The following is a 25550-nucleotide window of genomic DNA, read 5'->3' as shown; positions in this document are numbered from 1 at the left end:
GGTCCCCAAGACCAGCGTGGGCAAGTTCGACAAGAAGCGGCTACGCGCCCAGTACGCCGACGGTGACCTGGAGGTCACCACCCTGTCCTGACCCCTGCTGCCCCGCGTCACCACCTCAGCATCGGCAGTGGTGACGCGGGGTGACTACGCAACCGCCGCGCGGGCTGCCGGTGCCACGGCGCGAGCCGGGCCTCGACCTCATCGAAGACCATCGGCCGCAGGGCGGTTGCTCACCCGTCAGTCCGGAACGCCGACCATCTCCAAGGCCAATGGCACAGCGGTCGGCTGGTAGTCGGGCGAGGTGTCGCTCAATACTTTGAAAGCGGTGTGGGCCAAGTGACTCGCCATGCGGGCTTGGGCCGTGGCCTTGGCGCCCTCCACCAGCGCGGACAGAATCTGCGCGTGTTCGTGATCGCCGGCCTTGTGCCAGCTGTTGGGCTCGCCACCCTGGTAGATCCGGATGTACCGGACACACCGGTCGGCCAGTTGACGCAACTGCTTCTGCATGGTGTCACCGGCGCCGCAGGTGATCGTGCGGTGGAACGCCGAGTGGATGACGAACCAGCGCTCGGTCTCACCTTCCTCCGCGGCCACACGCATGGCCGCCAGTTGCTCGGTCGCGTGATCTCGGGCGGCGTCGTCGAAGCTGTCCACTGTCATGGCGACGGCCAGCGACTCGAGCACGACTCGGCTGGCATAGATCTCGTCGAGTTCACGCGGGTCGAGCATGGAGACGCGGGTGCGCTGGTTCGGTTCGATCTGGACCAGGCCCTCCTCCTGCAGCATCCGCAGCACCTCGCGCAACGGCGTGCGACTGACACCGAGCTGCTCGGCCAGCGACACCTGAGAGAGCTTCGTCCCAGGCCGCAGCGTGCCGTCGAGAATCCTTTCGCGCAGGTAGGCGTGTACATACGGGATAGCTTGGCGTGCCTCGGGTAGTTCCACCCTGGTGATGTGCGGGACGAGCACTTTGCGACTCATACCCCTAGCGTAAGCGATGTGTATACATATTCCTTCTCTTTCGGATGTCGTCCGCGTAAACTGCATACAGTATTTCGGAGTCGTGGCGTCGACGAAGGCGTCCCCTCCCCGCGCGAAAACCCGTGAGGACGTGACCAATGTGAGAATTATCGGAGTCATCGGACTGGGCAAGATGGGCCTGCCGATCGCTGAGAACTTGCTGGCCCGGGGGATCGACGTCGTGGGGTACCGGCGCAGCATCCACTGTCCCGAGCTCGAGGCCGCGGGCGGCACCGTCGCGTCGTCGCCGGCGGAACTGGCCACCTCGTGCGAGGTCATCGTGTCGATCCTGCCGACCGCGGATGACGTCGAGCGCGTGGTCAGCGGACCCGAGGGCACGCTGTCGACGATGCGCCCCGGAGCGATCCACCTCGAGATGAGCACGATCCCGGTGACGCGCAAGCTCGCATTGATGCGTCAGCTCCAGCATGTCGGGGCCACCATGCTCGACTGTCCGATCAGCGGCAGCCCCGGAATGGTCGGCCCGCGGCTGGCCAGGATCTTCGCCTCCGGAGCGGCGGAGGCGATCGATCGAGTCGCCGACGTCTTGGACGCCATCTCGGGGCCCTGGGTCAGAACCGGTGACTTCGGGACCGGCACCCACCTGAAGTACATCTCCTCCATGCTGGTGGCGACCCATACGGTCGCGGCCGCGGAAGCGATCGCGCTGGCCCGCCGCGACAACTTGGACCTCGAGATGGTCCAGTGCGCCCTGGAGACGTCCATCGCGGGCTCGGCGCTGCTCGAGCAGCGAGGTCCCGTGATGGCGCAACGCTCATGGCTGCCCGCTCCAGGGCCCATCGCGACGCTGCACGAGATCCTCGACCAGATCGAGGCGCACCTGCACGAGGTCGGCGAGCATCGGCCGGTGTTCGAGGCGGCCAAAGCGGTCTTCGACCAGGCCTTGGCCGACGGTTGGGGAGAACTCGATATAGCCAGCGTGCACGACCAGATCTCCGCCCAGAACGCACTCGCACAGGAAGTCACCAAATGATCTACGTCACTCACCGCCTCCCGGTCAACGAGACCGGCGAGCCGACGCTCGATCGGACTGCCGTGTGGCAGGGCCTGGTCATGAAGGCCGACAATGCGCTGCCCTTCGTGCCGGCCATGTCCCACTGCCTCGTCACCGCTCGCCTCGATGACGTGACGTTCGAGCGCGAGATCGAGCTGTTCGGCGACCGCTATTCCGAGCGAGTCAGCCTCCAGCCGCAGCAGCGGGTGATTTTCACGCGCATCTCGGGGCCGGTCCTCGGCACGATCGTCAACGACATCGAGGAAGACGAGGGGGAGCTGTTCCTCCGGTTCAGCTTCGCGCTGGTGCTCGAAGGCTTACAGAGTGGTTCTCCCGAGGAGGCGGCGTACGCCGAGGAAATGACGACGCAGTACATAGCGGCGGTCGGCGCAACGCTCGCGGCCATCCGTCGGGTCGCCGGTGGAGAAGCGTCCGTCACGCTGCCCATGAGCTGACGTCCGGACCGTGGGCGACGGCCCCGCGTTCCGGCGCGGGGCCGTGCGCCTGGTCGGGGTACGCACACGCCCGAATTCGCTTCCACCGCAACCTGATCCAGTCCGGTCGGCATGGCGACGGAGTTCAGCGGCGTCGAGCCTTGGGTGGCATACGCGCGTGGGATCATCGGGCGGCGCGCGTCGTCGCCGCTTTGCGCAGCAGGTGTGCCCCCAGTCTGGGCAGTAGCTCGTGTTTGACGGCTTGCCATGAGCGAACCTCTTCCGCCGACATGGCGGCGACTGGTGCGTCCCTCGTCTCGAGCCAGACGGTGCACGCGGCGGCAAGCACCGACATGGTGGCGACTGCGGTGGCGGGGTCGGCTGCCATCGTGATCGCGCCGTTGCCGCGCAGAATGAGCGCGTCCGACGCGCCGATCGCCTCGGCGAGTCGCAGGCCGCGGTCGGCTTCGCGGACCAGTAGCGCGGAGGGGTACACCGGCACGGAATCGCCCAGCCAGCACGCCTGGCCGTGGGTCGGGGCGATGCGGTCGGCGAGCATGCCGACAGCCAGCGATGCCGCCGGCTGGGCCCGCGCGATCGCTCCGGTCGCCGGGAAACGGTTGTAGAGGGCCAAATGGGCCCACGCCTCGGCCGGGCATCCGGGTGGCAAAGACGTCGCGTTCAACGGGACACGGATGCAGTTCGACGCCTCGACGGTCTCGAGATCCGCGGCGGGTGTGATCACCATGTGGTCGAAGTCCCTGGCGGATACATGCCCGAACGCGTCGATCAGCCCCATGGTGGCCATGGCGCGCGCTGCGTCGGAAACCCGGACTTCGATGGGTTGGGTGGTGGAAGAGCTCACCGGATAACTGTATGCACTTTTTAGCCTCAGCGCCAAGCCCGGGGCGAAAATCGACGCTTCGCTTCGGGCAGTTCATTCCGCAAAGCGGAATTTGCGCTCAGGGAGATGGCCGGACGTGACTGGATCGGGTCAAGGTGTATGCAGTTAATCTCGAAAGGATCCAATTATGACCAGCGCTTTGACCGCCGCCGTGTTCCACGCGGTCGACACTCTCGACTCGAAGGCCCTTTGCGGGACTTTTCGCCCATGATGGCAAGACCACCTTCGGCAACGGCCCCGTTCTCGAGGGCCGCGAGGCGGTCGAGGCGGGCACTGTCGGCTTCTTCGGCATGCTCAGTGGGATGCACCACGAGATCGTCCACGAGTGGGTCGTGGGCAACGACACCATCGTCGAGCTGGTTGTCACCTATGCGCGTAAAGATGGCCGAGAGGTCTCCATCCCGGTGGTGTCGATCTGGACTGTCGGTGACAGCGGCCTGATCGATAGCTATCGTGTCTTCTTCGACGTGGCCCCGGTTTTCGCGTAACCAAGCCGACGTGACCACGGCGTGTCGCGGTCGTCACCGGAGGCGCCGCCGACCGGTGCCGACCGCACCGCCGCGACCGACTATGGGCCGGTCCGGACCGCCGGGTTCATGGCGGGGCGCAAGGCCTGGCCGCGGTCGGTCGGCCGATAGGACTGCGGCCGGGGGAGTGCGTCAACGCTGGAGTGACCAGCGCGAGGCGAGGCCCCGACCTTCAGGCGAAGTTCTCGGCGATCGCGGACGCGGTCGCCCGGACGTCGGGTACGAGGTCGACGAGGTGCCTGCGGCTGGAGCCCGCCGAAGGGCACGCCAACACGACCGCGGCGATGACCATGCCGGGCCGGGTGGTGACCGGGACGCCGACGGCGTTCACACACTGCTCGTTCGTCTCCAGGCAGAGGGCATAACCCTGCCTGCGGACGACACCGAGTTCACGACGGAGCGCGACGAGCTCACGCGTCGAACCATCACGCATTCGGACGTGGCGGTCGGGGTAGAGCGCGACCAGTTCGCTGTCGGGAAGCTGGGCCAGGAGCACCTTGCCGCCCGATGTGGTGTGTGCGGGCAGCAAGTGCCCGACACGACTCCGGACGCGGTGGGCACGGCTGCTCTCGACGCCGTCGATGAACCGGCAGCCGTTGCCCTCCAGAGTCACCAGGAAAGTCGTACAGCCCGACCGCCGCGAAAGGTCGGCCAGATAGGGATGGCCGAGGACGCCGAGGTCGTGTGGTGGCTCGGCGCCCCACCGGAATTGCGTCAGCCGTGGTCCCGGCAGGTAGGCGCGTTTGCGGTCCTGTTCGGCGAACCGGTGCCGCTTGAGGGTGGACAACAGCCGGTGTGCGGTGGGAGGCGTCACCGCGAGCAGTTCCGCGGCGTCGGCCACGCGCAACCTACCGTTCTCGCGCAGAGCGACGAGGAGCGTGAGCACGTTCTCGGCCGAAGAGATCGACTCATGGGATGGCATAGTCCCTGCCCTCATCGACGATGGACGCTCCCGGTCATGCCGCGACCATTCTGTTCTCCAGCCGACCGAGGCCGTCGATTTCGCTGACGACCAGGTCGCCGGCGTTGAGGAAAGTGTTGCGCGGCAGGCCGACACCGGCCGGCGTACCGGTCAGGATGACGTCACCCGGCTCGAGGGTCAGCACGCGGCTCGCGGCGGCGATCAACCGCGGCACCGTGATCACCATGTCGGCGGTGGACGCTTCCTGCTTGATCTCCCCGTTGACCGTCAGCCGAAGCGTGAGGCCGTGCGGATCGCCGATCTGCCAGCTGGGCACGAGTCCGGGCCCCAATGGGCACGACCCGTCGAATGCCTTGTGCTGGAACCAGTCCCAGCCGAATGGTGCGAGGACCGCGTCTTTCCTCGGGAACAGTCCCCGAGCGGACAGGTCGTTGGCGACCGTGTAGCCAGCCACGTGATCGAGGGCCGCGCGCTCATCGATATCGTGACCGCCCGCGCCGATGACGACGGCCAACTCGACCTCCCAGTCCACGTCGGCGCGTTCCGGCAGACGCACGTCGTCGTGCGCGCCCAGGACCGTCGTGGTGGGTGGCTTGAGGAAGAAGAAGGGCTCACCGTCCGGATCCGGACGCTGCGTGCCCATCTCCTCCGCGTGTCCGTAGTAGTTCGCCCCGGCGCAGATGACCTTGCGGGGGTAGGTGAGAGGTGCGACGAGTTCGACATCCGGTATGACCTCGAGCGCCGAGGGCTGGAAATTCCGGAGCAGGGGCGTGAACTCGGCCCACCGATCGAGAACTTCCAACAAAGTGAGACCCGATAGCGGCTCCGGCGCCCGGCCGACTTCGCCGTCGGCGAGCACGCCGACACTCGGCTGCGCTCGGTTGCTCCCGACGAACTGGACTAGACACCACTGCTGCGACGACATGAAAACCCCTTAGGAATCAAGAACTCGCTAAAGTGCACACACTTTCGAGACGGATGTCAAGCCGGGCCGCTCGACAGGCTCGCTACTCCGGAGCCCGTGCGCAATGGCGGTGGAGTGCGGGCGCTGCGTCACGTCGAACGGCCGCGACGGTCCGCTCGTAGTCCAGCGTCGGGTACGCGCCTCACGAAACTGCCTGTTGCCCAACCAAAATCAGATACGCGACCGCGACGGCAGCGATCGCTATCGCTGGGATCAGCTGCGCGAACCGGTCGCGAACGCGGAGGTGGCTGATAGCGGCGCCGACCATCAGCGCCACGATGCCCACTGCGGCGAGGGCGCCGACGGCGGGGATCGTCAGCCCCAGAAGTACTCCGATCGCACCGAGCAACTCCAAGGCCCCGATACCGCGGAAGGCGTTGACGCTGAATCCGAGGTGCGCCGCGGTGTCGCGTTGGAAGCTGACGGCCAGGGTCATGGTTGTACCGGCCCCTAGCAGAACGATCGCGAGCAAAGCTGCGAGGATGGTTGTTGCGGTCATGGCGATCTCCTGTTTTCGATGTCGAGAATTGGTCCCTGGATGTCAGGGCGGTGGGCATAGCTGAGTGCTGTCTGCCTCATATGAGGCTCGAATGCAGCCCCTCGGTTCGGGGGTGGGGCTGACGCCGACGATCTGGATCTCGCCGATGTCGACGGCTCCGTCCAGTGGTTCGGCGCGGGCCTGCCCTCAGGTCCGGGGCCGCCAGCCGCAGGTGATATGGGTGGCTCGAGATGCCACCCGGTACAGGTGTGCTCTTGCCGAGTCCGGTCGTAGACGAGGGGAGCGCGGGGCGAATTGTCGGGCGCCCTGTTCACTCTCCTTCCAGGATCGGCAGGAGCAGACGTGATCTGGAGTGCACTGTATTGATGCTCGGGCTGCCGACGGGGGCGTGACTGAACAGCAGCATGGGGCGGAAGTCCTCGCGGCTGTCGTCGCTTGTGAGGATGAGCCGGATGCGGTGCCCGCGGCGGAATCGGCGGGCGTTGGCCACCAGCGGGATGCGGTAGTCGACCGGCTCCCCCGCAGGGACGGGCTCCCACGTCCTCATCGGGAGGACGGGCCTGCCCGTCGCGCTCGCGTCCTCGTCGACATAGCGCATGCCGGCTCGCAGCCAGCCTTGGGTGACGTCGATGGCTTTGCCGTCCGGGCCGACGTCTTGCAGGAGCAGGATCCATCCCGTGTCGGCCGCACTGCTGGTGGCGGTGAGCCGTAGCTCGGGGTGACCGACCATGTCGAGGTCGCCGAGAAGGGGATCGCTGGTCCAACTCAGTTCTGCGGGCATGGCGTTCGCGCCGTCCGTGGCGTAGCTGCGCTCGCCCGGTTGCTCGTCGCCGGTGAGGGAGCCGTCGGAGTTGAGCGACAAGGCCATGTGCGTCGCAGGCGGGGGCCAGGAGTCGGCGGTGAGCCACCGTTCGGCCCCGGGCAGCCAGTAGCGGATGGCGGGGCCTTCGAGAATGCCGGTGTCCCGCCCCTTGAGCCAGTGGTCGAACCAGGCGAGGGCCTCGATGTGCATGCTCTCCCATGGCCAGGGCAAGCTGTGCTCCCCGAGCATGGTCATGCGCACGTGCGGGTTGTGGGCGAGGGCCTTCCAGGCTTGGAAGAGGCCGGGTAGATGCAGGGGGACGTTGGACCACTCGCCGCCGAGGTAGACGGGGATGTCGACGCGGGACAACAGTTCGGTCAGGTCGCGGTCGTCCCACCACGCATCCCGGGTGGGGTGTTCGGCGGTCACCGCGTTCAACAGGGCCTCCCATGGGTGGGCATCGTGGCGGAAGCGGCTGACCAGCCGCAGGCCGAGAGTCGCCTGGACGCCGTCGGTGTGCCTGAACCGGCGGTGGACGGCGGGAATCGCGAGAATTCTGCGCAGGAGGCGAGACAGGCCCTTGCGGTAGAGAGAGTCGCCGTGGGCGGACAGGACGCCTAGCGCACGGAACCACGGGGTGATGAAAGCCTGGCTCAACAGGCCGTTGTGGTAAGAGGCTTCCCAGGCCTGAACGGTGACATTGAACGGGAACAGGGCCTCGAGATGAGGTGGGCGCTGGGTGGCCGCCGCCATCTGGGTCATGGCGTAGTAGCTGATGCCGATCATGCCCACGTTGCCGTCGCACCACGGCTGCCCCGCGACCCACTCGACCAGGTCGAACAGGTCCTGGCGCTCCTGCTCGTCGAAAAAGGTGTAGGTGCCGTCCGAGCCCACAGTGCCACGAAGGTTGGCGATGACATGGGCGTAGCCGCGTGGAACCCAGAAGTCGGTGGTGCCGGCCTCGATGACCGCCGCGGGGGCGCCAAGGTCCTGGAGTTGGCGGGGATAGGGTGCCGCCGCGATGAGCGCGGGAAATCTCCCGTCGGCGTCGGGGCGGTGAATGTCGGCCAGCAGCCTGGTGCCGTCACGGACCAGGACAGGCACATTGTTCTCGCGGGTCGTCCCGTGGAGAGCGGGGGACAGGTCGCGATACTCGCGACCTGTGGTCTGCGGTCCGTTCAACTGACGCTGACCGGGCTCCGCACCGGCTGCTCTTACCCGAGCCACGGCATCCTCATTTCCACATATACAGAAATTAACGGGCTCACGGTACGCTCGGCGCCCCGCTACAGGCAAGAGTAATTTCCATACATGCTGAAATATCTGTCGTCGGCGGCCCGCGCGCCGCGCTCGGCGGGGCGAACGGTGATGAGCATGGTGCGGCCGCCGGCGTACTCGACCGCGGCGCCGACCGACTCATCCCTGGGGGGTCATCCGCCACTCAGACGGTCTCCGAAACATCCACGCCCAGGGGACCGGTGAGGTAGTGCTGCACGGTCGGCCCGATCAGGCGGACGACCTGCTCCGTGTGCAGATCGGCGATGCTGTCGAGGGCCCAGACGTAACGCGTCATGGCCAGTCCCACGATCTGAGTGGCCACCAAGTCCGCCCGCAGGCCGGCCTCGTCGTCGGGAAGGCTCGCCGACACCACCTGCAAGACAAGATCGGAGAAGACGGCGCGGAGGCGCTCCATGGCGAAGGGCTCGTGACTCGCGGCGAGGATGATCGACCGCAGAATCTCCGAGGTGGCCGGATCGTCCCACATGCGCAGCGCCGCCTCGACAAAGGCTCGTCCGCGCTCCTCCAGTGGCACTCGAGCGGCCTCCCCGATTGCCGCACCAAAGGATTCCGGCGGCTCCAGCGCCGCCTTCAGCAGTCCCATCTTGTTGGAGAAGTAGTAGTTCACCAGGGTGGGGTCCACTTCGGCTGCCTTCGCCACGGCTCGCAACGAGGTTCCGCTGTAACCTCGCTCGGCGAAGGACTTACGCGCCGTTGCGAGGATGCGGTCCGCCTGCGCGCCACGTTCGCCCCGAGGCCCCCGCCCCGCTCGTGCCACCATGTTCCACCGTCTCCTCTGCCGGTTCCGCACTTCCCGACTGCGTGCGACCAAGTTTCCACACACACTGAAATCTGTTTCAGCCTACCGGGCAATTCAGCTCCCGGTCCCGCGGGAGGCTTCCCACAGCCGTCCGAGCACCGCGAGAGAAAGTGACCCGTATGGCCGCGACGGCCTTCGAAGGGTGTCCTACCGCTATCGCTGCTGTCCGGGCGTAGGGGGAATAAGGTTGAGGGCTTGGGCCTTTCGCAGCGCTGCGATGCGATCGTGCACACCGAGCTTGCGGTAGAGGTTCTCGGTATGTTTCGTCACCGTCGCCGCCTTGATCCCGAGTCGGGTGCCGATGGCATGCGCGGTAAGGCCGTCGCACAGGAGCGCGAGCACCGCCGACTCCCGGGGAGTGATCTTGTACTCCGCGGGATCCGCGCGCATCGTGTGGTGTGCGAAGGCTGCCGCCTCGTGCGCTTCGACCGTGTCGAGCAGCGACCTGGCGAGCGCGGCGTATTCGAGATCCCGGTCGCTGAACCCGCCACCGCTGCGGCTCATGATGACGCCGCGGATCCGGCCGGGTTCGGAACTCAACGGCAACGCCAGCTGGCGGTCGATGCCGATGGCATCCTTTCCTGCCCGGTATGCCTCACCCTTCCACCAGCGATCGTCGGCTACCTCATCCATCGTCAGCGGGGTTTTGTCTCGCGTCAGCGCATAATGCCGAAGCAGGGGGTGAGACCGCATATGCGCGTGGATCAGTGCGTCGAGCGGTGCCTCGTGTAGCCAGTCCGGCGATCCGGTGAGCGCATGGCCGGTTCCTGCCCGCCAGTTCAGGTCGATGAGAACCGCCAAGTCGCACGGTAGATCGGCGGTCAAGCGTTCCATCAGCAGCGGCCAGACCCGCACCGGCTCCTTCTCGGTGATGATCTGCAATGCGAGATCGTGGATGCGTTTGGCGTCTCCCCCTGGCACAGCGTCCATTCCAGCATTGTGCAGCACCGGTTCCCGGAGATCGGCTCGAGCTGAGAACGATATACGAAGTTCTTCGTATATCCGCCTTGGAGCACCGAAATTATCGTTGGTCTCCGTAAGTATCCGGCGGACCGCCCCTTTGGATCGACACGGCGTCGGCCGCATCGAAGGATGGTTCGCCCGGGAAGCGGACCAGGAAGCACGCTGCACCGGAAGCGCGCGCAAGTTTGCCGGGGGAATGTATGCGAACATTTGTCGTCAATCTCGATCGTGACACCGAGCGACTGACCGTGATCTCCGAGAATTTGGCGCGCCACGGGATGCTCTTCGAGCGGTGGCCTGCCACCGACGGGCGGACGCTGGATTTCGATCATCCGGAGCAGGGCGAAGTTGTCCAGGACTTCGGCCGCTGGGCGTCGCTGGAGGCTGCCTGCGGGATCAGTCATATCAGGCTCTGGCGCCATATCGTCGACCACAGGATTCCGTGGGCGATCGTGCTCGAGGACGACGCCGAGCTGATCTCTCCGCTACCCCACGACGTCGACGAGTGGGGACTCCCTCCGGACTGTGATCTCGTCTTTCTGAGCAGCAGGGCCACACCGGGCCGGATTCGTTCGACCAGCGGCAGGTTCTCCTACGCTGACCTGATCGGCGGGGCCGGTACCGAGGGGTATCTCGTCGGACTCGCGGGTGCGGTCAAACTCCTGCAGATCATGACTCCACTCAAGGATCCGCTCGACTTCCAGATGTACGCCCATGCGGAGTCCGTACAGCGACACGATGCGTTCCCTTACTTCTGGAAACTGCCCATCAATCCGGCCGCGGCGCATGTGCGGCTCGACGCCTACCGCCTCGTTCCCGATGTCGTACGCCATACCGGAGCGGAATCCAGTATCGGGAACAGCCGCCATCCCAGAGCCAGATTCTACTGTCGGCTGCTTCTCGGGCTGGACTTCGCCGACGGAGGATACGGATCGGGCGGCTACACGAACATTCGAGCCGAGTCGGCCCGGCACACCGGCGATTTCGCCGCACGACGACCATCCCGGCACGTCACCGACTTCTTTCACGGAGTCGACTTGTCGCACTGCCCGGGTGGGCGCGCGTACGAGGTCGCGACGACACTCGCCGACCACGGAGTGAACAGCGTTCGCCTGAGCGTATGGGTCGACGACAACTCGCCGATGAACCTCGAGCACGCCATCGGCTTGGCTCAGGCCGCTCGATCCGCCGGACTCGCGATATGTCTCACTCTGCACTATTCCGACACCTGGGCGGATCCGGGTAAACAGTGCAAGCCACGGGCGTGGGCATCGCTGCCGATCCGGACGCTGATCGAGGAAGTTCGCCGCTACACCGCACACACCCTCACCGAGTTCCGCCGTCATGACATCCAGCCGGCCATGGTGCAAGTCGGCAACGAAATCACCAACGGGATGTTGTGGGCGGAGCCGGGCCAGGATCCACGCAGCGGCGCGCGGCTACACCCGGAAGACGGCGTCGACAGCGACTGGAATTCAGCCGATCAATGGGTGATTCTGTCCGAACTCTTGCGCGCGGCGACGATGGGCGTGCGGGAAACCGCCGATTCCACCCTCATCTCTGTTCATCTCGACCGCGGCGCCGACGTCGAGGGCGCCGAGTGGTGGTTGCGGTACGCGGACCATTTCGACGTCGACTACGACGCCGTGTCGCTGTCGTTCTATCCACTGGCACATCACGACGCTACGATTTCGCGGCTGCGCCGAATCGAATCCCTCTGCGCATCGCGACCGCACAAGAGCGTGTTGATCGGCGAGACTGCGTATCCCTTCAGACCGATCGCGGGGAACGACCGTACCTACACCGACATCGAGCGGGAGTTCTCCTTCGACGCGCGCGGCCAGCACGAATACCTCAGATCCGCTCTGCGAACCATTGGAAACCTGTCGACAGGATGCGGACTGTTCTGGTGGGGAGCATGTTTCATCGACGACAGCGTCGAGCGGTCCGTCGACTACTTTCGCGCCCACGCCCTCTTCGACGCCGATTGGCGCCCTCTTCCTGCGCTCTCGGCCTTCAAGGAGAATCCGGGGTCGAGGGCCAACACACTCATAGCCGAAGCCGCCGGGCCACGTTAGCGCCGTACGCCACGCTCGACCGGACAGCCCCAGGCCCGAGCGCTGGATCTAGGCCTCTTCGAGGGCTTCGCCGATTTGGTGAGCGACGCGATTGTGCTGGTCCTGCGCCAGCCAGTGACCGGCCGCGAGGACCACCGCAACGGGCCATTCGATGATCTCCGCCGCAGCCAGCGCGCCGAGTGCACCGTAGTACGCCAACTGTTCGGGTCGAGGGATGCGGACCCGGCCCACTACCGGCAGTTCCACCGCGAAACCCTGCGCGGCCAGCACGCGATCTACGGCATTCCGGTGGCCGGTATGCGATTTTTCGGCCATTTTTTACCTTCCGGTAAGAGTGTGTTGGATAGGTCGATGCCTGGCATCCGCACGGTGTCCAGTGTGATGACAAATGGTGCAGGCGGCGGCTCGGATCAGCTGACGGGCGCGCTGACGCAGGTTCTGGCCGTGCCGTTGCGTGAGCTGTACGCAGTGCTGTGGCGCCTCGGGGTCGTCGAGATCGTCGACTGATCACTCCGTTGCCGACCGCCCGCGGCGAACAGCCACGGGGCATGTCGGCGACAGCGGTCGACAACGCCTGCCGCCGACCCACCGGGGCGTACCGCAGGTCCACGTGCCACGACTAATGCATGCTCGGCGAGCGCTGCGTCCGGCCCGCGCTCTCCGGCGCGGGAATCGCACGCTCGTCGTCTCGGCGGGCCGACTGGCCGCTCTGCGCGTGCGGCTCGGGGCGCCCGGGGCGATCACCGGCCTCGGGCGGCGGCAGCCTGCCCGATCGCTGCCCGAGCTTCTGAACCACCAAGGTAGCGCCGCCGACACCCAGCAGCACCGGCCAGTCCACCAGACCCGTGGCACCGACCGCCACCAAAGTCAGTGCCGCCGCCGGTGTCGAGTGGCTGCCGCTGCCGAGCCCCTTCTTCACGCCGATCGCGGCACCTTGGATGCCGCCGATCACACCGTTGACAGCGGCGCCGCCCACGGCGCCTGCCGCGGCCGTCGTCGCGCCGGCCGTCCGGGCGATCATGTCCACCACGCCTTCGGAAATCTTCATGGGTCACTCCGTTGCGTTCACCATTTGGACACCTACGAGCAAACCAAAGTTTACCTCTGGCGAGAAGTTGGAGCGGGTGTTGCGTCAGTCCGCGATCACTCGCTGTATATCGCGCTGACCTCTGCGGCGAAGTCGCGGAGTACGAGGTTGCGTTTGAGCTTCAACGATGGGGTGACATATCCGCTGTCCTCGGTCAGCTGGGTGTGCAGCAGGCGGAATTTGCGGACGGCCTCGGCGCGCGACACGGCTCGGTTGCCGTCGTCGACAGCGGCCTGGACAGCGGCCAGTAGATCGGGGTCCGCGGCGAGATCGTCGACACTGGCGTCCTGGGGTTTGTCATGCAGCTGTTTCCACAGGGGGAAGTGCTCATCGTCGATGGTCACCAGGCAACCGACGAACGGTTTGCCGTCGCCTACGACGATCACCTCACCGATGATGGCGTGGGCGCGGATGCGGTCTTCGATCACCGCGGGAGCCACGTTCTTACCGGCGGCGGTCACGATGATCTCCTTCTTGCGCCCGATGATGGTGAGGTACCCGTCGTCATCGAGAGTGCCGAGGTCGCCTGTGGCGAACCAACCCTCGCGGAACGACTCGGCGGTGGCACGCGGATTGTTCCAATACCCGGTGAACACGTTCGGTCCGCGCAACAGGATCTCGCCGTCCTCATCGATCCGGACCGAGGAGCCCGGGAGCGGTTGGCCGACCGTGCCTATCTTCGGCCGGTCGTCCGGATTGAACGTGGCGGCCGCGCATGTCTCGGTCAGCCCGTAGCCCTCCAACACGGTGAATCCCACTCCACGGTAGAAATTGCCGAGGCGTTCCCCGAGTGGCGCTCCGCCGGATATGGCGTGCGTGGCGCGGCCGCCCAGCGCGGCGCGCAGCCGCCGGTAGACCAGCCGGTCGAACAGCGCATGCCGGATCCGCAGCGAGAGCGGTATGTGCCCGGCGCCCCGGGCCCGGCCGTAGTCGATGGCGGTCGTGGCTGCCAGATCGAAGACGCGCTCGCGGTGGGCGAGTTCCGCTCGAGCGCGTGCGGTGTTGTACACCTTCTCGAAGACTCGTGGCACGCCCAGGATCAACGTCGGCCGGAATGCGCCGAGTTCGGCGGTGACATCTTTGACATCGCTGACGTTCGCGATGTCGACCGGGACGTAGGCCGCCGCGACTTCGGCGATTCGGCCGAGCACATGTGCCAGCGGCAGGAACAACAGCACCGAGGACTCTCCGGTGCGGAACAGCGTCGGCATCCGGGCGGTGATGTTGCCGAGTTCGGCGAGGAAGTTGCCGTGGGTCAGCTGACACCCTTTCGGGCGGCCGGTGGTACCAGAGGTGTACACGATCGTCGCAGGCACGTCGGCCGCTACGGCGGCCCGGCGCTCCACGACGGTGGCGTCGCTGATCCGTGCGCCCTCCGCCGTCAGGTTCGCTATGGCGTCGGCCTCGATCTGCCAGCTGTGCGTCAATTTCGGCAATTGGTCGCGTACTGCGGCGACCACGGCCGTGTGGCGATCGGTCTCTGTGACGATGGCGGACGCGCCGGAGTCGGACACGATCCACTGCACTTGTTCGGACGAGGAAGTTTCATAGACGGGGACCGAAATCGCGCCCGCGTACCAGATCGCGAAGTCCAGCAACGTCCACTCGTACCGCGTGCGGGACATGATGGCCACGCGATCGCCTGCCTGGATGCCGTTGGCGATCAGTCCTTTCGCCGTCGCCCACGCCGCGGCGCGGAACTGGGCGGCGGTCACATCCTGCCAGCGGCCCCCTACCTTGCGGGAGATGACGGTCAGATCGGGGTACCGCTCGGCGTTGCGTTCGATCAAGTCGGTGAGGTTCGCCTCGGCGGGCACTTGGTACAGAGCCGGCAGTCCGAATTCCCGCATGATCGGTCCTCCTCGGCGCTGCCGGAGGGCGCACGATGCGCTCGACCTAGGTGAGCCGCGCACTACCGAGTATGGTCCGCGGCGCATCGATGCGGCGATGGACGTTGGCAGTCGCGCGTAAGGACATAGGTCCTCTTCAGTGCTGGGTGGTAGGCCCACGACGCCGCACGCCCAGGTTCTGGGTAGCCGGTGACGTGCCAGAGTGCCCGCTGTTCGGTGACCTTCGGCCGTCACCTGCGCCACTGGTTCGCGCGATGCTGAATCCAGGCGAAAGCGGGCCTACCGGTTCCTGGTCACCGAGGCCACTTGCCGGACCGGCTCGGAGTTCGTGCTGGACGGTGGCGAGGCTGCGGATCCGGGTTTCGCGCCTGCCGGACGAATCTCGATGAGAGGCAAGCGATGCCGAGAACACACCCCGATTCCGAGACACTGCGATCCGCGTTGGCGCTGGCATCTCGTGCGCCATCGGTGCACAACACCCAGCCCTGGCAGTGGCGGCTGGGGCGCGAGACCGTTCACCTGTACGCCGACGAGAGCCGAAGGCTCCCGCACACGGACCCTGACGGACGTGACCTGCTGCTGAGTTGCGGTGCGGCGTTGCATCATCTGCGCGTCGCCGCTCGTGCGGAGGGGTGGGAGACGGTGATCCATCGGCTACCGAACCCGGCCGTGCCCGAGCATCTCGCCGTCGTGGAATTCCGTCCGACCACATGCACGCCCGAGCACGTCGAGTTGGCGCGCGCCATCGGCAAGCGCAGCACGGATCGCCGCCGCTTCAGCTCGTGGGAGGTGCCGTCCGCGCATGTCGAGGCCATCGTCGCCGCCGGGGTGGCGACGGGAGTGCTCGTGCGCGATGTCGAGGCCGAACCGGCGCGGACCCAGTTGCTGCGAGCGTTCGAACAGGCGGCCTGGCAGCACGCTCGTGACGTCTCCTACGGCGCCGAACTCGCCCAGTGGAGCGGCAGGCACGCGGCGCCGCAAGGGGTGCCGGCGCGCAACGCGGTGTCGACCGAGGCCGACCCCACGGTGCGTCCGTTCTCGAACCCGGGATTGCCGCAGGCGGTGGTGCGTGACATCGATGCCGCCGACCGGATGATCCTGCTGAGCACCAGCAGTGACGATCGGTTGTCCCAGCTGCGGGCCGGTGAGGCCACGAGCGCGGTGCTGTTGACCGCCACGTCGCTCGGGCTGGCCACTTGCCCATTGACGGAGCCGATGGAGTTGGCCGACACCAGGGAACGCATCCGTGCCCACGTTCTCGACGACAGCGCGCATCCGCAGATGATCGTGCGGATCGGTTGGGCGGTTCCGAGCGCGGATCCGGTCCCGCCCACGCCGCGCCGCCCGCTCGACGAGGTGGTGCATCCGCTGGATCGTGCGGGTTCATGACGAGGCGTGCCCCGGAGGGGTGATCCAAGGTGGCGCGGTATCCGTCGCGGACGGTTCGCCTGTGGCGATGCCGGCCGTGGAACGGCAATCCACTGATGCGCGCTTCGGACCGGTGGGAGGCACTGGTGCGGCTGTTCGCCGCGATGGCAGTGCTGATCGCCGTGCCGCTCGCCGTCGTCGCGGGCACGGCAGGCAGCACGAAGGCCGCGCAGCGGATCCGGGTGGAGAACTCCGCCAAGGTGGCCGTGACGGCGACGGTGGCAGGCGCACCGGAACCGGTGCTGACAGTCGCTGGACAGGACGACGCACGGGCACGGTTCCAAGCGCCGGTGCGGTGGAGCCGGGACGGCCGCGAAGGCAGCGCGACCGTCCCGGTCCCCGGCGCGGCGGAACCCGGCAGCCACGTCACGGTGTGGTTCGATTCGGCCGGGAAGACAACCACACCGCCGCGGCCGTACTCGGACGCGCTGTGGGCCGGAGTCGCGCTCGGCTCGGTCACCTTTGTCGGAATGTGTTTCGGTGCGATGGTTTCGGCTTCATCTACCGCACGGTTGCTCGACCGAATGCGTGGCGCTCGCTTGGCGGCCGAATGGCGGCGTCTGAGCGGACCGATCGGAACGGACATGGAATGACGGACCTGGGATCGAGGAGAGCGCCATGACGGAGAACTCGACCGCGCACGTGGAACCGCCGGATCGGCCGATCGTCGTCGCCGTCGATGGTTCGGCCAGCTCGTATCACGCTGCGGCGTGGGCCGCGGCCGACGCCGCGCTGCATCGTTCCCGACTGCACATCGTGACGTCCGTCGCTGTGCCGCCCGGGTTCGGCCTCGGCGCCACACTGACCGAATCCGATATGGAATGGCTGCGCAAGGACGGGGAACGGGTGCTCACCGAGGCTGCCCGCGTCGCCAGGACCACGGCATCGGGGGAGGCGCTGGCGATCAGTACCGAGTCGACGCTCGAGCCGATCATCCCGGACCTACTGGCCCGGTCCGAGCACGCGAGAATGCTCGTCGTCGGCAGCCGCGGGCTCGGTGCGTATCGACGCGAGTTGCTCGGATCGGTGAGCACGGCGATGACGCGGCACGCACACTGTCCGGTCGCGGTTGTGCGCTCGACTTCGGCGACCGACACCTTCTCCGCGGGAAAGCCCGTGCTGGTCGGGGTGGACGGAACCGACAACAGCGTGCCCGCTATCGAAGTCGCCTTCGAGGAGGCCGCGCGCCGTAAGGTCGGGCTGATCGCGCTGCACGCGTGGAGCGATTCGAGCGGTATCGATCTCGTGCCCGGCTGGGATGCGGTGGGGGAACGGGAGGACGCGTTGCTCGCCGAGAATCTCGCCGGATTCGGCGAGCGCTACCCGGAGGTGCCGGTGCGGCGTGTGCTGGTGCGTGACCGGCCGGTTCGTTCTCTTGTCGATCAATCGGACGAGGCCCAATTGCTCGTGGTGGGTAGCCACGGCCGCGGCGGGTTCACCGGCATGCTGCTCGGTTCCACCAGCGCGGCGTTGCTGCATACGGCGGAGTGCCCCGTCATCGTGGTGCGTCAGAGCTGACGCGGGCGTCGTTTCGCATCGAGAGTGCCTGCTCGAGTAGCACGCGCCGTTCGGCGGCGGCGATCGCCCGACGGGCCGCGGGCACCGCGTCCGGCGTCACCGAGATCGAGGTGATGCCCATCCGTACCAGGTGTTCGGCGAATTCGGGGCGTGTCGAGGGGGCCTGCCCACACAGCGAGGCCGTGATCTTCAGCCGTCGCGCCGTCTCGACGATCCTGCCGATCGCGTCGAGTACGGCGGGGTCGGATTCGTCGAACAACTCGGCGCAGGTGGCGGAGTCGCGGTCGACGCCGAGCATGAGCTGAGTGAGGTCGTTGCTACCGATCGAGACGCCGTCGATGCCCAGCCCTACGTATTCGGGGAGCCAGTGCACCACCGAGGGCACCTCGGCCATCACCCAGCGGTGTAGTCCACGCTGGTTGCCCAGCGGGCTGGTGTCGACGAGGTCGAGGCAGGCCTCCAGCTCCCAGCGAGTGCGCACGAACGGGATCATCAAGTGCAGATTCGGCGTCTTCTCGCGGACGAGGGCCAGGGCGGTGAGTTCGAGCGCGAAGACCTCGGGTTCGCGGATATAGCGGTAGCAACCGCGGTACCCGATCATCGGATTACGTTCGTCGGGTTCATAGCGTGTCCCGCCGGCGAGGTCACGGAATTCGTTGCTCCGTAGATCGGTCGCGCGATAGATCACCGGCCGTGGGGCGAATGCCGCTGTGATCCGGTGCAAGGGCGCCGACAGCCGTTCGACGAAGGCGTCCTGCTCGCCGCGGGCGATCAGATCCCGGGGGTGGCGTCCGTCGAGGGCCTGCGTGATCAGCGTTTCCGCGCGCAGCAACCCGACACCGTCGACGTCGGTGGCCGCGACTCGTTCGGCGGCATCCGGTAGAGCGAGATTGACGTAGACGCGGGTCGCGGTCGGTTCCGCCGGGGCGGTCGGCTCCGACGGCCTGGGCGCGGCGTGCACCGGTTCCGATCGCCCGGCGTGCACCTGACCCGCGGACCCGTCGACGGTCACGACGGCGCCTTCGGTGAGTGTGGTGGTTGCGGTGCGGGTGCCGACCACGCATGGCACGCCGAGTTCGCGGGCGACGATCGCGGCATGGCATGTCATCCCGCCGCTATCGGTGACCAGTGCCGATGCTCGCGAAATGGTCGGTAGCCAATCCGGATTGGTCATGGCGGCGACGAGTACCTCGCCGACCCGCAGTGCCGAGCCCTCCGACGGCGAGCGCAAGATCCGGACGGCGCCGCTGGCTCGGCCGGGTGCGGCGGCAAGACCTCGCAACAGGACCTGGGTGGGGGCTGGTGCACGCGCCGGAGTTCCGGTATCCGCGCGGCCGGCCAGCGTGGTGATGGGCCGGGCCTGCACCAGCCAGAGCCGCGCGTCGTCGAATGCCCATTCGACATCTTGCGGGATGCCACCGTGCAGCTGCTGTACCTGCAAGGCCGTCCGGGCTACCGATAAGGCCTCGTCTTCGCTGAGTACCTGAGCCGCGGCCTCCTCGTCGGTCAGCTGGATCCGTTGGTCACCGTCGGGCCCGGGCACGATGGCGAATCCCTGGTGGCCGGTGCGCGCGGCGATCAGCGTGGGCCCCTTGGCGTCGAGCATGTAGGTGTCGGGCTCGGTCGCTCCGGAGACCACGACTTCGCCTTGGCCGCGCGCTGCCTCGATGACCACGCGATCGCGGCGGCCGGTCGCGGGGTCGGCGGTGAAGGCGACGCCCGACCTGCGGGCGGCGACCATACGTTGCACCACCACCGCGATATCCGGTCGTTCGTGCATCTCGCGACGGGCGCGGTAGGTGAGTACGCGCGGGGTGAACAGGGATGCCCAGCAGTCGACGACGGCATCCATCAGCCGGTCGTCGCCGCGAATATTGGTTCGCGACAGGTTCATTCCCGCGAAGGAGGCGGTCGCGCTGTCTTCGCCGACGGCGGATGAGCGCACCGCGACCGAAACGGAATCGCCGAGCCGGTGGTAGGCGGTCAGCACGGCGTCGTGCACTCCTGCCGCCATCGGTGTTCGGTGCACGAGTGTGCGCATACGGGTGCACAGTTCGTCGAGTCGCGCGTCGTCGGAGCGAGTGCCCTCCGATGCCGCTTGCAGCGCCTCGGCGTGCAAGGCGTCGAGTTCGGCGCCGTGCGGCCCGTGGATGATCACCTCTTCGTAGCAGGACTTGAGGATCACGTACCCGGGTGGCACCGGCAGGTGCGCCGCCACCAGCTCCCCGAGATTCGCGCCCTTGCCGCCGACGCGGTCTGCGTCCGTCAGCCGCAGATCGGCGAGGTCGGTCACGTAGTCGCCCATAACGGCTCCGATCGGACTGTGGCTGCTCAGGGAGTGATGGTGGTGGAGCGGGCGGGCGGCAGCCGGAGGCTCCGGGCGATGGTGTCTGTCCAGGAGCGGACCGTTGCCCAGTCGCGGAGATCCCCGTAGCGGCCTTTGCCGAGCAGCCGGTAGAGCATCCGGGTTCGCAGCGAGATGCCGTCGCTGTCGTACCGTCCGGCGAACGCCCGATAGTCGTGCGCGTCGATGTCGTCGCGCAGGGCGGCGATCTTCTTCGGGACGAGCCGGCCGAGTCGGCGTCCGATCGGTCCGCGCAGTGCCGGGGCGAGTCCGACGCTGAACAGCCAGACGTCCTTTCTCGCCAACTCGTCGTGGTGGGCGTGTGCGTAGTCGGCGACGGCAGGCAGGAGCTTCATGTTGTGGACCGCGCTGCCGAGGATGAGGGTGTCGAAGTTGGACAGGTCGGGCGCGTGGTCGATATCGGCGAGTTGGACGATCGCGTCGCGACCCGACAGCTCGGTGCCGATGAATTCGGCGATGTCGCGGGTCGATCCCTGTTCGGTCGCGTAGACGACGGCGATGCGGTGTTGGTCCTGGTCCACGCCGAAAATTCTGCTCGCGGGCGCCGAGCTGGGTGAGAGGACTCGTGCCCTGGGCCGAGGGGACCATGGTCATTGCCGGCGGCGGCGCAGTAACCAGCGGCGGATCTCGTCGGCGCCCCAGACGATGAACGGGTACGGCAAGGTGAACGCGAGCATCGCAGGGGTCAATGCGGCGGTCCCGAGCAAACGTTGCATCACCGGGACGTAGATGATCACCGCGGCGAGGGCGAGTTCGAAGACGATTCCCCATAGCAGCAAGCGGTTGGACAGTACGCCGATGGAGTGCAGTGAGGCACGATCGGTGCGTGCGGCGAACGCGGTGCCGATCTGGCCGGCGACCATGCCGAAAAACGTCATCGTGGTCGCCTGCTGGTAGGTGTGGTGCAGCGGTGTACCGGGGCCGGTGGGGTCGCCCGGGTGCCAACCGCCGTGCAGCAGCACGAAGAAGAAGCCGGTCATGGCGAGTATCGCCGCGATCACCCCGAGGAACAGCCACGCGCGCAGCAGCATCGGTGTGCGGATCACCGACTCACCACGTTCGCGTGGTGGCCTGCGCATCAGGCCCGGCTCGGCCGCTTCTCGTCCGAGCGCCAGCGCGGGGAGTGTCTCGGTGCCGACGTCGAAAGCCAGCAGCTGCATCACGGTCAGAGGCAGCGGTACCGCGCCGCCGGAGAGCGCGAACACCAGCAGCGGTGTCACCTCGGGCGTGGTGTGGGCGAAGATGTAGCAGATGAACTTGCGAATGTTGTCGTAGACCCGTCTACCGGCCTGGATGGCCGCGGTGATGGTGGCGAAGTTGTCGTCGGTGAGCACCATGGTGGCCGCCTCGCGAGCCACGTCGGTACCGGAACGACCCATCGCCACCCCGATATCCGCGCGCCGTAGCGCGGGCGCGTCGTTGACGCCGTCTCCGGTCATGGCGACGACATGGCCCGCCGCACGCAGCGCGTCCGCGATGCGCAGTTTTGCCTCGGGCGAGGAGCGGGCGAAGACCAGTTCGGCGGGGCCCGCCAGCAGCTCGTCGAGATCCGCTTCGCTCATCCGCTCCAGTTCCGCGCCGGTGATCACGGTCGGCGTTCCCCGCGTGATGCCGATCTGATCGGCGACCGCCGCCGCGGTCAGCCCGTGATCACCCGTGATGACGACGATGCGGATGCCGGCGTCGTGGCACAGTCGCACGGCCTCGGCGACCTCGCGCCGAGGTGGGTCCTCCATGGCGACCACACCGAGCAGGACCAGATCTCTCTCGGCGAGTTCCCGATCCCGCGGTGCCGTGGGACCGGCGACATCACGCTCGGCCACGGCCAGCATCCGCAGACCTTGCTGCGCGCGGGAATCGACGAGTTCGGCGAGCTGGTCGCGGCGCGGCGCATTCAACGGACGGATGCCGCCGTCGCTGCCGAGCTCGGCGGTGCACAGCGGCAGCAGCGACTCCGGGGCTCCCTTCGCGTGCACCCGCAGCCGACCGGTGTCGTCCGCGTCGACGGTCGACATGCGTTTCCGCACCGGGTCGAAGTGAAACAGGCTTTGCCGCAAACGCTCTCGCTCGTCGGTGCGCACCTGCTCACCCAACTCCGAGGCCGCGGCCAACAGCGCCACCTCGGTAGGGTCGCCGACGGCGGGGCCGGTATCGGCGAGACGAGCGTTGTTGCAGGCGACCATCGCTTTCGCGATGCGGGTCAGGGTGAGATCCCGCTTTCCGGACCGTGCGTCAGGGTCGTGCGCTCCAGTGACGGTGTCGATGGCGACTACTCGCATGCGGTTCTCGGTGAGGGTGCCGGTCTTGTCGGTGCAGATCACATCGGTGGAGCCGAGGGTCTCCACGGCGCTGAGGCGTTTGACGACCGCGCCGCGGCGGGCGAGATCGCGCACGCCGATCGCCAACGCGAGAGTGATCACCGGCAGCAGACCCTCGGGGACGTTGCCCACGAGGAGCCCCACGGCGAAGACCACGGAATTGATCGGGGACAGTCCGGCGCCGAGCATCGCGAGCGGAATGAACGCCGCCGCGAGCAGCACGGAGATCAGCGCGATCAACCAGGCCACGCGGCGCACTTGATGTTCGAGCGGGCTCTCGTCGCGCTCGACGCGTTCGGACAGGGCCGCGATGCGGCCGAGTTCGGTGTGCATGCCGGTGGCGAAGACGATCGCGCGTGCCTCGCCCTCGGTGCAGGATGTGCCGCTGAAGACCAGTTCGCGGGCCTGCGCCAGCGGCACTCCGGCGTCGACGGTGTCGGCGCTGCGGTAGACGGGCATCGACTCGCCGGTCAGTTCGGACAGATCCACCTCGATGCCGCCGTCGAGCAGCCGCGCGTCCGCGCAGATTCGGTCGCCCTCGGCGATGACCAGTACGTCGCCTGGCACGACGCCGGTCGCCTCGACCTCGGCGACCTGCCCGTCCCGCACCACTCGTGCTCGCATCGGTAGATACGCCGCCAGTGCCTCCACCGCCTGCTCGGCATGCCTTTCCTGCGCGAACGCGAACGCGGCGTTGATCATGATGACGACCACGATCGCGATCGCGACCGGAACGATGCCGACCGCCCCGGCCAGAACCGCCGCTGCCCACAGCAACAGCGCGAGCGGGTGGGTGAATTGACGAGCCAGGTCCCGTGGCCAGGTCCGGCGGCCCCGCCTCCGCAGCATGTTCGGTCCGTAATGGATGAGGCGTCGCTCGGCCTCGCGTGTGGTGAGCCCGCGGCGGCTGCCACGCAGATCGCGCAGCAACAGGTCGATCCGCTCGGTCGGATCGACCCGCAGACCGGGTTCGGCTTCGACCAGGCCGGTCACAACGGTGCCGCCACGTCGCGGAGGCGGTCCAGGACGGCGGTGAGCCGCCGGATCTCACCGCCGACCTGGCGCGAGGCGGATGCGGCTCGGAGGTGGCGTTTCATCGAAGCCTCCTCTGAATTCCTCTCGCCATGAGCGTGCGCTGCGGTAGTCGTGGCAGCGGGGCTGAAGTCCCGCTCTGTGGGGCCCTACCGGTGTCGGAAGGCTGGATACGACGGCTGCGAGTCCACGTCTTCTCGCGATTCGGGGCCGGGTACCGCCGCGCGCTCGGTGCCGAGCTCGAGCACCGTGGCGAAGCCGGTGGCGAGACACTCGGTCAACGTGTCGGTATCCGGGACCGCGGCCGTATCGGCGTTGATCCCGACATAGCAGATCCCGGCATGCGAGGTCAGCGTGACGTTGACGGCTGTACCGATGGTGGGGCCGAAGGAATACATCCGGTCGATCCGCGCCCCGGCGATGTAGAGGGGCACGGGGGAGCCGGGGACGTTGGAGGCGACGAAATCGACGTGTTTGAGCAGTCCGGTGAGCAGCCGGGCGGGCAATCGGTTCAGCACGGCCGCGACGGCGCCCGACAGCGGAATCGCCGGTTCTCGCCGCCAAGCCGCGACCGCGGCGTCGACGGCGCGCATGAGTTCCCCGGTTTCGTCGAGATCGACCGGTAGCGCGAAACGGGCGAGGGTGATGCGGTTGCCACCGAGCGGGTCGTCGGGGGTGCGCAGGCTGATCGGCATCGTCACCCGTAGCTGGTCGAGCTTCGCCCCGTGGTGGCGGTGGTACGTGCGCAAACCGATCGCCACGGCGGTGAGGAAAGCATCGTTCAACGTGCAGCCCGCTGCCCGTGCCGCACCGCGCAATCGTTCGAGCGGCACGTCGAGGACCGCTACCCGGCGACCAAGACTTCGCCTTGTCATCACGGGCGAGAGCGTCGTGGTGATGGGCCGGGCCAACCGGACGAGCGAGCCGGCCAGCGCGGTGCCTTCGCGCACCGCCCGCGCTGGATCGGCGAGTGCTCGCCGGATCGTCGGCGGCGTCGAACGGACCCCGCTCACAACGAGATCCGAGCCGACCGCGACGTTCCACGAGACTATGTCGCGCAGCGCGCTCTCCGGGTCGCCCCGCGGTTCGGATGGATGCCCGCGGTCGGTGCCCACGCGGTCGAAGTCGAGCAGCGCCGTGGCGATCTGGATGCCGCCGATGCCATCGGTGAGACTGTGGTGCACCGTCAGCACCAGGGCGCAGCCCGCGCCGGCCGAACCGCTGAGCAACGTCGAGCGCCACAGCGGGCGGGCCGGATCGAAACCGGTCATGGCCTCCGTACGCGCGAATTCGAGTACCTCGGCCAGACTCGCCGGTTCCGGTAACGCGGATCGACGCACATGCCACGAAAGATCGAAATCCGGGTCGAGCACCCACCGTGGCGGGGCGAGGCCGAGTGGTGCGGCGATCAGCCGATGCCGCAACCTGGGCACCACGCGGGTGCCGCGATCCATCGTTTGCAGCAGGCGGTCCCAGTCCGGTTCGGAATCGAGGATCAGGGCCGACACGATCGTGGAGCGCAGGACCGGATCGCGTTCCATGTTCCAGGAGAACAGATCCGACTGCGACATGTGGGTTTCGCGGGAGTCCATCAGCTGCTGCCTTCGTCCACTGCGTATCAGGTGGAGCGGTTACCCACTCCGGATCTGGCCCCGCCGCGAGACCGGTACGGCCGATGTCCTACGCGGTGTCGGCGGGCCAGTGGGTTCACTCAGTCTGCCGAGTT

At 67.3% G+C, this 25550-nt stretch carries 22 protein-coding genes and 1 pseudogene; 8 read left to right on the top strand and 15 right to left on the bottom strand.

Annotation, left to right across the window (positions count from 1 at the left end; translation table 11 throughout):
- Positions 1-237: 237 nt before the first annotated feature.
- Entirely contained in the window at positions 238-981 is a 744-nt protein-coding gene (locus tag ACWESM_RS17485; RefSeq protein WP_355078195.1) for a GntR family transcriptional regulator, read from the bottom strand.
- A gap of 139 nt (positions 982-1120) precedes the next feature.
- Here ACWESM_RS17485 and ACWESM_RS17480 point away from each other — a divergent pair, with 139 nt between their 5' ends.
- The gene (locus ACWESM_RS17480; protein ID WP_364425245.1) at positions 1121-2014 is read left to right on the top strand and encodes an NAD(P)-dependent oxidoreductase; all 894 of its coding nucleotides are present in this window, start codon (positions 1121-1123) and stop codon (positions 2012-2014) included.
- Positions 2011-2490 carry an SRPBCC family protein gene (locus tag ACWESM_RS17475; protein ID WP_379252204.1) on the top strand — a complete coding sequence of 160 codons (480 nt, stop codon included), beginning with the start codon at positions 2011-2013 and terminating at the stop codon, positions 2488-2490. Before ACWESM_RS17480 ends, ACWESM_RS17475 begins: the two co-directional genes overlap by 4 nt.
- Positions 2491-2653: 163 nt before the next feature.
- On the opposite strand, the gene ACWESM_RS17470 is transcribed toward ACWESM_RS17475, so the two are convergent.
- On the bottom strand, positions 2654-3334 hold the full coding sequence (locus ACWESM_RS17470; protein ID WP_452492570.1) for a class II aldolase/adducin family protein: 681 nt from the start codon (positions 3332-3334) through the stop codon (positions 2654-2656).
- A 239-nt stretch (positions 3335-3573) separates the two neighbouring features.
- On the opposite strand from ACWESM_RS17470, the pseudogene ACWESM_RS17465 reads away from it, so the two are divergent.
- A pseudogene (locus tag ACWESM_RS17465) lies at positions 3574-3861 on the top strand (nuclear transport factor 2 family protein); the annotation flags it as partial.
- A gap of 211 nt (positions 3862-4072) precedes the next feature.
- Here ACWESM_RS17465 and ACWESM_RS17460 read toward each other — a convergent pair.
- The 6 genes from ACWESM_RS17460 to ACWESM_RS17435 form a co-directional block, all read right to left on the bottom strand.
- Positions 4073-4822 (bottom strand): IclR family transcriptional regulator, encoded by a 750-nt coding sequence (locus tag ACWESM_RS17460; RefSeq protein ID WP_452492569.1) that lies wholly within the window; start codon positions 4820-4822, stop codon positions 4073-4075.
- A gap of 34 nt (positions 4823-4856) precedes the next feature.
- Positions 4857-5747 (bottom strand): fumarylacetoacetate hydrolase family protein, encoded by an 891-nt coding sequence (locus tag ACWESM_RS17455; RefSeq protein WP_364425255.1) that lies wholly within the window; start codon positions 5745-5747, stop codon positions 4857-4859.
- Between the two features lie 181 nt (positions 5748-5928).
- Positions 5929-6285: a DoxX family protein gene (locus tag ACWESM_RS17450; RefSeq protein WP_364425257.1), complete on the bottom strand. Its 357-nt coding sequence runs from the start codon at positions 6283-6285 to the stop codon at positions 5929-5931.
- 310 nt (positions 6286-6595) lie between these two features.
- Positions 6596-8314: a CocE/NonD family hydrolase gene (locus tag ACWESM_RS17445; RefSeq protein WP_452492566.1), complete on the bottom strand. Its 1719-nt coding sequence runs from the start codon at positions 8312-8314 to the stop codon at positions 6596-6598.
- Positions 8315-8528: 214 nt separating this feature from the next.
- Positions 8529-9146, bottom strand: a complete 618-nt coding sequence (locus ACWESM_RS17440; RefSeq protein WP_355078186.1) for a TetR/AcrR family transcriptional regulator — start codon at positions 9144-9146, stop codon at positions 8529-8531.
- Positions 9147-9338: 192 nt separating this feature from the next.
- The gene (locus tag ACWESM_RS17435) at positions 9339-10271 is read right to left on the bottom strand and encodes a response regulator transcription factor (RefSeq protein ID WP_452492564.1); all 933 of its coding nucleotides are present in this window, start codon (positions 10269-10271) and stop codon (positions 9339-9341) included.
- A gap of 77 nt (positions 10272-10348) precedes the next feature.
- Here ACWESM_RS17435 and ACWESM_RS17430 point away from each other — a divergent pair, with 77 nt between their 5' ends.
- Positions 10349-12226 carry a glycosyl hydrolase 53 family protein gene (locus ACWESM_RS17430; protein ID WP_364425267.1) on the top strand — a complete coding sequence of 626 codons (1878 nt, stop codon included), beginning with the start codon at positions 10349-10351 and terminating at the stop codon, positions 12224-12226.
- Between the two features lie 48 nt (positions 12227-12274).
- On the opposite strand, the gene ACWESM_RS17425 is transcribed toward ACWESM_RS17430, so the two are convergent.
- Positions 12275-12541: a hypothetical protein gene (locus ACWESM_RS17425; RefSeq protein ID WP_355078183.1), complete on the bottom strand. Its 267-nt coding sequence runs from the start codon at positions 12539-12541 to the stop codon at positions 12275-12277.
- On the opposite strand from ACWESM_RS17425, the gene ACWESM_RS17420 reads away from it, so the two are divergent.
- Positions 12524-12733, top strand: a complete 210-nt coding sequence (locus tag ACWESM_RS17420; protein ID WP_355078182.1) for an Rv1535 domain-containing protein — start codon at positions 12524-12526, stop codon at positions 12731-12733. The genes ACWESM_RS17425 and ACWESM_RS17420 overlap by 18 nt on opposite strands.
- Positions 12734-12845: 112 nt before the next feature.
- Here ACWESM_RS17420 and ACWESM_RS17415 read toward each other — a convergent pair whose 3' ends face one another.
- Positions 12846-13274: a hypothetical protein gene (locus ACWESM_RS17415; RefSeq protein WP_452492562.1), complete on the bottom strand. Its 429-nt coding sequence runs from the start codon at positions 13272-13274 to the stop codon at positions 12846-12848.
- 95 nt (positions 13275-13369) lie between these two features.
- Entirely contained in the window at positions 13370-15163 is a 1794-nt protein-coding gene (locus ACWESM_RS17410) for an AMP-dependent synthetase/ligase (protein ID WP_364425272.1), read from the bottom strand.
- Positions 15164-15562: 399 nt separating this feature from the next.
- On the opposite strand from ACWESM_RS17410, the gene ACWESM_RS17405 reads away from it, so the two are divergent.
- Genes ACWESM_RS17405 through ACWESM_RS17395 form a run of 3 tightly spaced genes read left to right on the top strand, consistent with a single transcriptional unit; the run spans position 15563 to position 18109 of the window.
- A complete protein-coding gene (locus ACWESM_RS17405) occupies positions 15563-16552 on the top strand; it encodes an Acg family FMN-binding oxidoreductase (RefSeq protein ID WP_452492560.1) in 990 nt (329 codons plus the stop codon).
- Between the two features lie 29 nt (positions 16553-16581).
- Positions 16582-17184 carry an Rv1733c family protein gene (locus ACWESM_RS17400; protein WP_452492558.1) on the top strand — a complete coding sequence of 201 codons (603 nt, stop codon included), beginning with the start codon at positions 16582-16584 and terminating at the stop codon, positions 17182-17184.
- A 25-nt stretch (positions 17185-17209) separates the two neighbouring features.
- Positions 17210-18109, top strand: coding sequence for a universal stress protein (locus tag ACWESM_RS17395; protein WP_397278388.1), 900 nt, complete (start codon positions 17210-17212; stop codon positions 18107-18109).
- Here the strand turns inward: ACWESM_RS17395 and ppsA are convergent.
- The 4 genes from ppsA to ACWESM_RS17375 all read right to left on the bottom strand — a co-directional run bounded on the left by ppsA (position 18087) and on the right by ACWESM_RS17375 (position 25416).
- Complete coding sequence (gene ppsA / locus ACWESM_RS17390; protein ID WP_452492557.1) at positions 18087-20414, bottom strand: phosphoenolpyruvate synthase; 2328 nt, start codon at positions 20412-20414, stop codon at positions 18087-18089. The genes ACWESM_RS17395 and ppsA overlap by 23 nt on opposite strands.
- A 26-nt stretch (positions 20415-20440) precedes the next feature.
- Complete coding sequence (locus tag ACWESM_RS17385) at positions 20441-20995, bottom strand: flavodoxin domain-containing protein (RefSeq protein WP_364425282.1); 555 nt, start codon at positions 20993-20995, stop codon at positions 20441-20443.
- Between the two features lie 69 nt (positions 20996-21064).
- Positions 21065-23785: a cation-translocating P-type ATPase gene (locus ACWESM_RS17380; RefSeq protein WP_364425284.1), complete on the bottom strand. Its 2721-nt coding sequence runs from the start codon at positions 23783-23785 to the stop codon at positions 21065-21067.
- Between the two features lie 188 nt (positions 23786-23973).
- Positions 23974-25416: a wax ester/triacylglycerol synthase domain-containing protein gene (locus ACWESM_RS17375; protein WP_452492555.1), complete on the bottom strand. Its 1443-nt coding sequence runs from the start codon at positions 25414-25416 to the stop codon at positions 23974-23976.
- Between the last annotated feature and the right edge of the window lie 134 nt (positions 25417-25550).

Source organism: Nocardia sp. NPDC003999, assembly GCF_053604885.1.
This window is presented reverse-complemented; position numbering and strand designations above follow the sequence as displayed.

Excerpts from the sequence above, each read along its gene's own strand:
- ACWESM_RS17485 (WP_355078195.1), bottom strand. The coding sequence starts at position 981 with ATGAGTCGCAAAGTGCTCGTCCCGCACATCACCAGGGTGGAACTACCC.
- ACWESM_RS17475 (WP_379252204.1), top strand. The coding sequence starts at position 2,011 with ATGATCTACGTCACTCACCGCCTCCCGGTCAACGAGACCGGCGAGCCG.
- ACWESM_RS17460 (WP_452492569.1), bottom strand. The coding sequence starts at position 4,822 with ATGCCATCCCATGAGTCGATCTCTTCGGCCGAGAACGTGCTCACGCTC.
- ACWESM_RS17455 (WP_364425255.1), bottom strand. The coding sequence starts at position 5,747 with ATGTCGTCGCAGCAGTGGTGTCTAGTCCAGTTCGTCGGGAGCAACCGA.
- ACWESM_RS17450 (WP_364425257.1), bottom strand. The coding sequence starts at position 6,285 with ATGACCGCAACAACCATCCTCGCAGCTTTGCTCGCGATCGTTCTGCTA.
- ACWESM_RS17440 (WP_355078186.1), bottom strand. The coding sequence starts at position 9,146 with ATGGTGGCACGAGCGGGGCGGGGGCCTCGGGGCGAACGTGGCGCGCAG.
- ACWESM_RS17435 (WP_452492564.1), bottom strand. The coding sequence starts at position 10,271 with ATGCGGCCGACGCCGTGTCGATCCAAAGGGGCGGTCCGCCGGATACTT.
- ACWESM_RS17430 (WP_364425267.1), top strand. The coding sequence starts at position 10,349 with ATGCGAACATTTGTCGTCAATCTCGATCGTGACACCGAGCGACTGACC.
- ACWESM_RS17420 (WP_355078182.1), top strand. The coding sequence starts at position 12,524 with ATGCGATTTTTCGGCCATTTTTTACCTTCCGGTAAGAGTGTGTTGGAT.
- ACWESM_RS17425 (WP_355078183.1), bottom strand. The coding sequence starts at position 12,541 with ATGGCCGAAAAATCGCATACCGGCCACCGGAATGCCGTAGATCGCGTG.
- ACWESM_RS17415 (WP_452492562.1), bottom strand. The coding sequence starts at position 13,274 with ATGAAGATTTCCGAAGGCGTGGTGGACATGATCGCCCGGACGGCCGGC.
- ACWESM_RS17410 (WP_364425272.1), bottom strand. The coding sequence starts at position 15,163 with ATGCGGGAATTCGGACTGCCGGCTCTGTACCAAGTGCCCGCCGAGGCG.
- ACWESM_RS17405 (WP_452492560.1), top strand. The coding sequence starts at position 15,563 with ATGCCGAGAACACACCCCGATTCCGAGACACTGCGATCCGCGTTGGCG.
- ACWESM_RS17395 (WP_397278388.1), top strand. The coding sequence starts at position 17,210 with ATGACGGAGAACTCGACCGCGCACGTGGAACCGCCGGATCGGCCGATC.
- ppsA (WP_452492557.1), bottom strand. The coding sequence starts at position 20,414 with ATGGGCGACTACGTGACCGACCTCGCCGATCTGCGGCTGACGGACGCA.
- ACWESM_RS17375 (WP_452492555.1), bottom strand. The coding sequence starts at position 25,416 with ATGGACTCCCGCGAAACCCACATGTCGCAGTCGGATCTGTTCTCCTGG.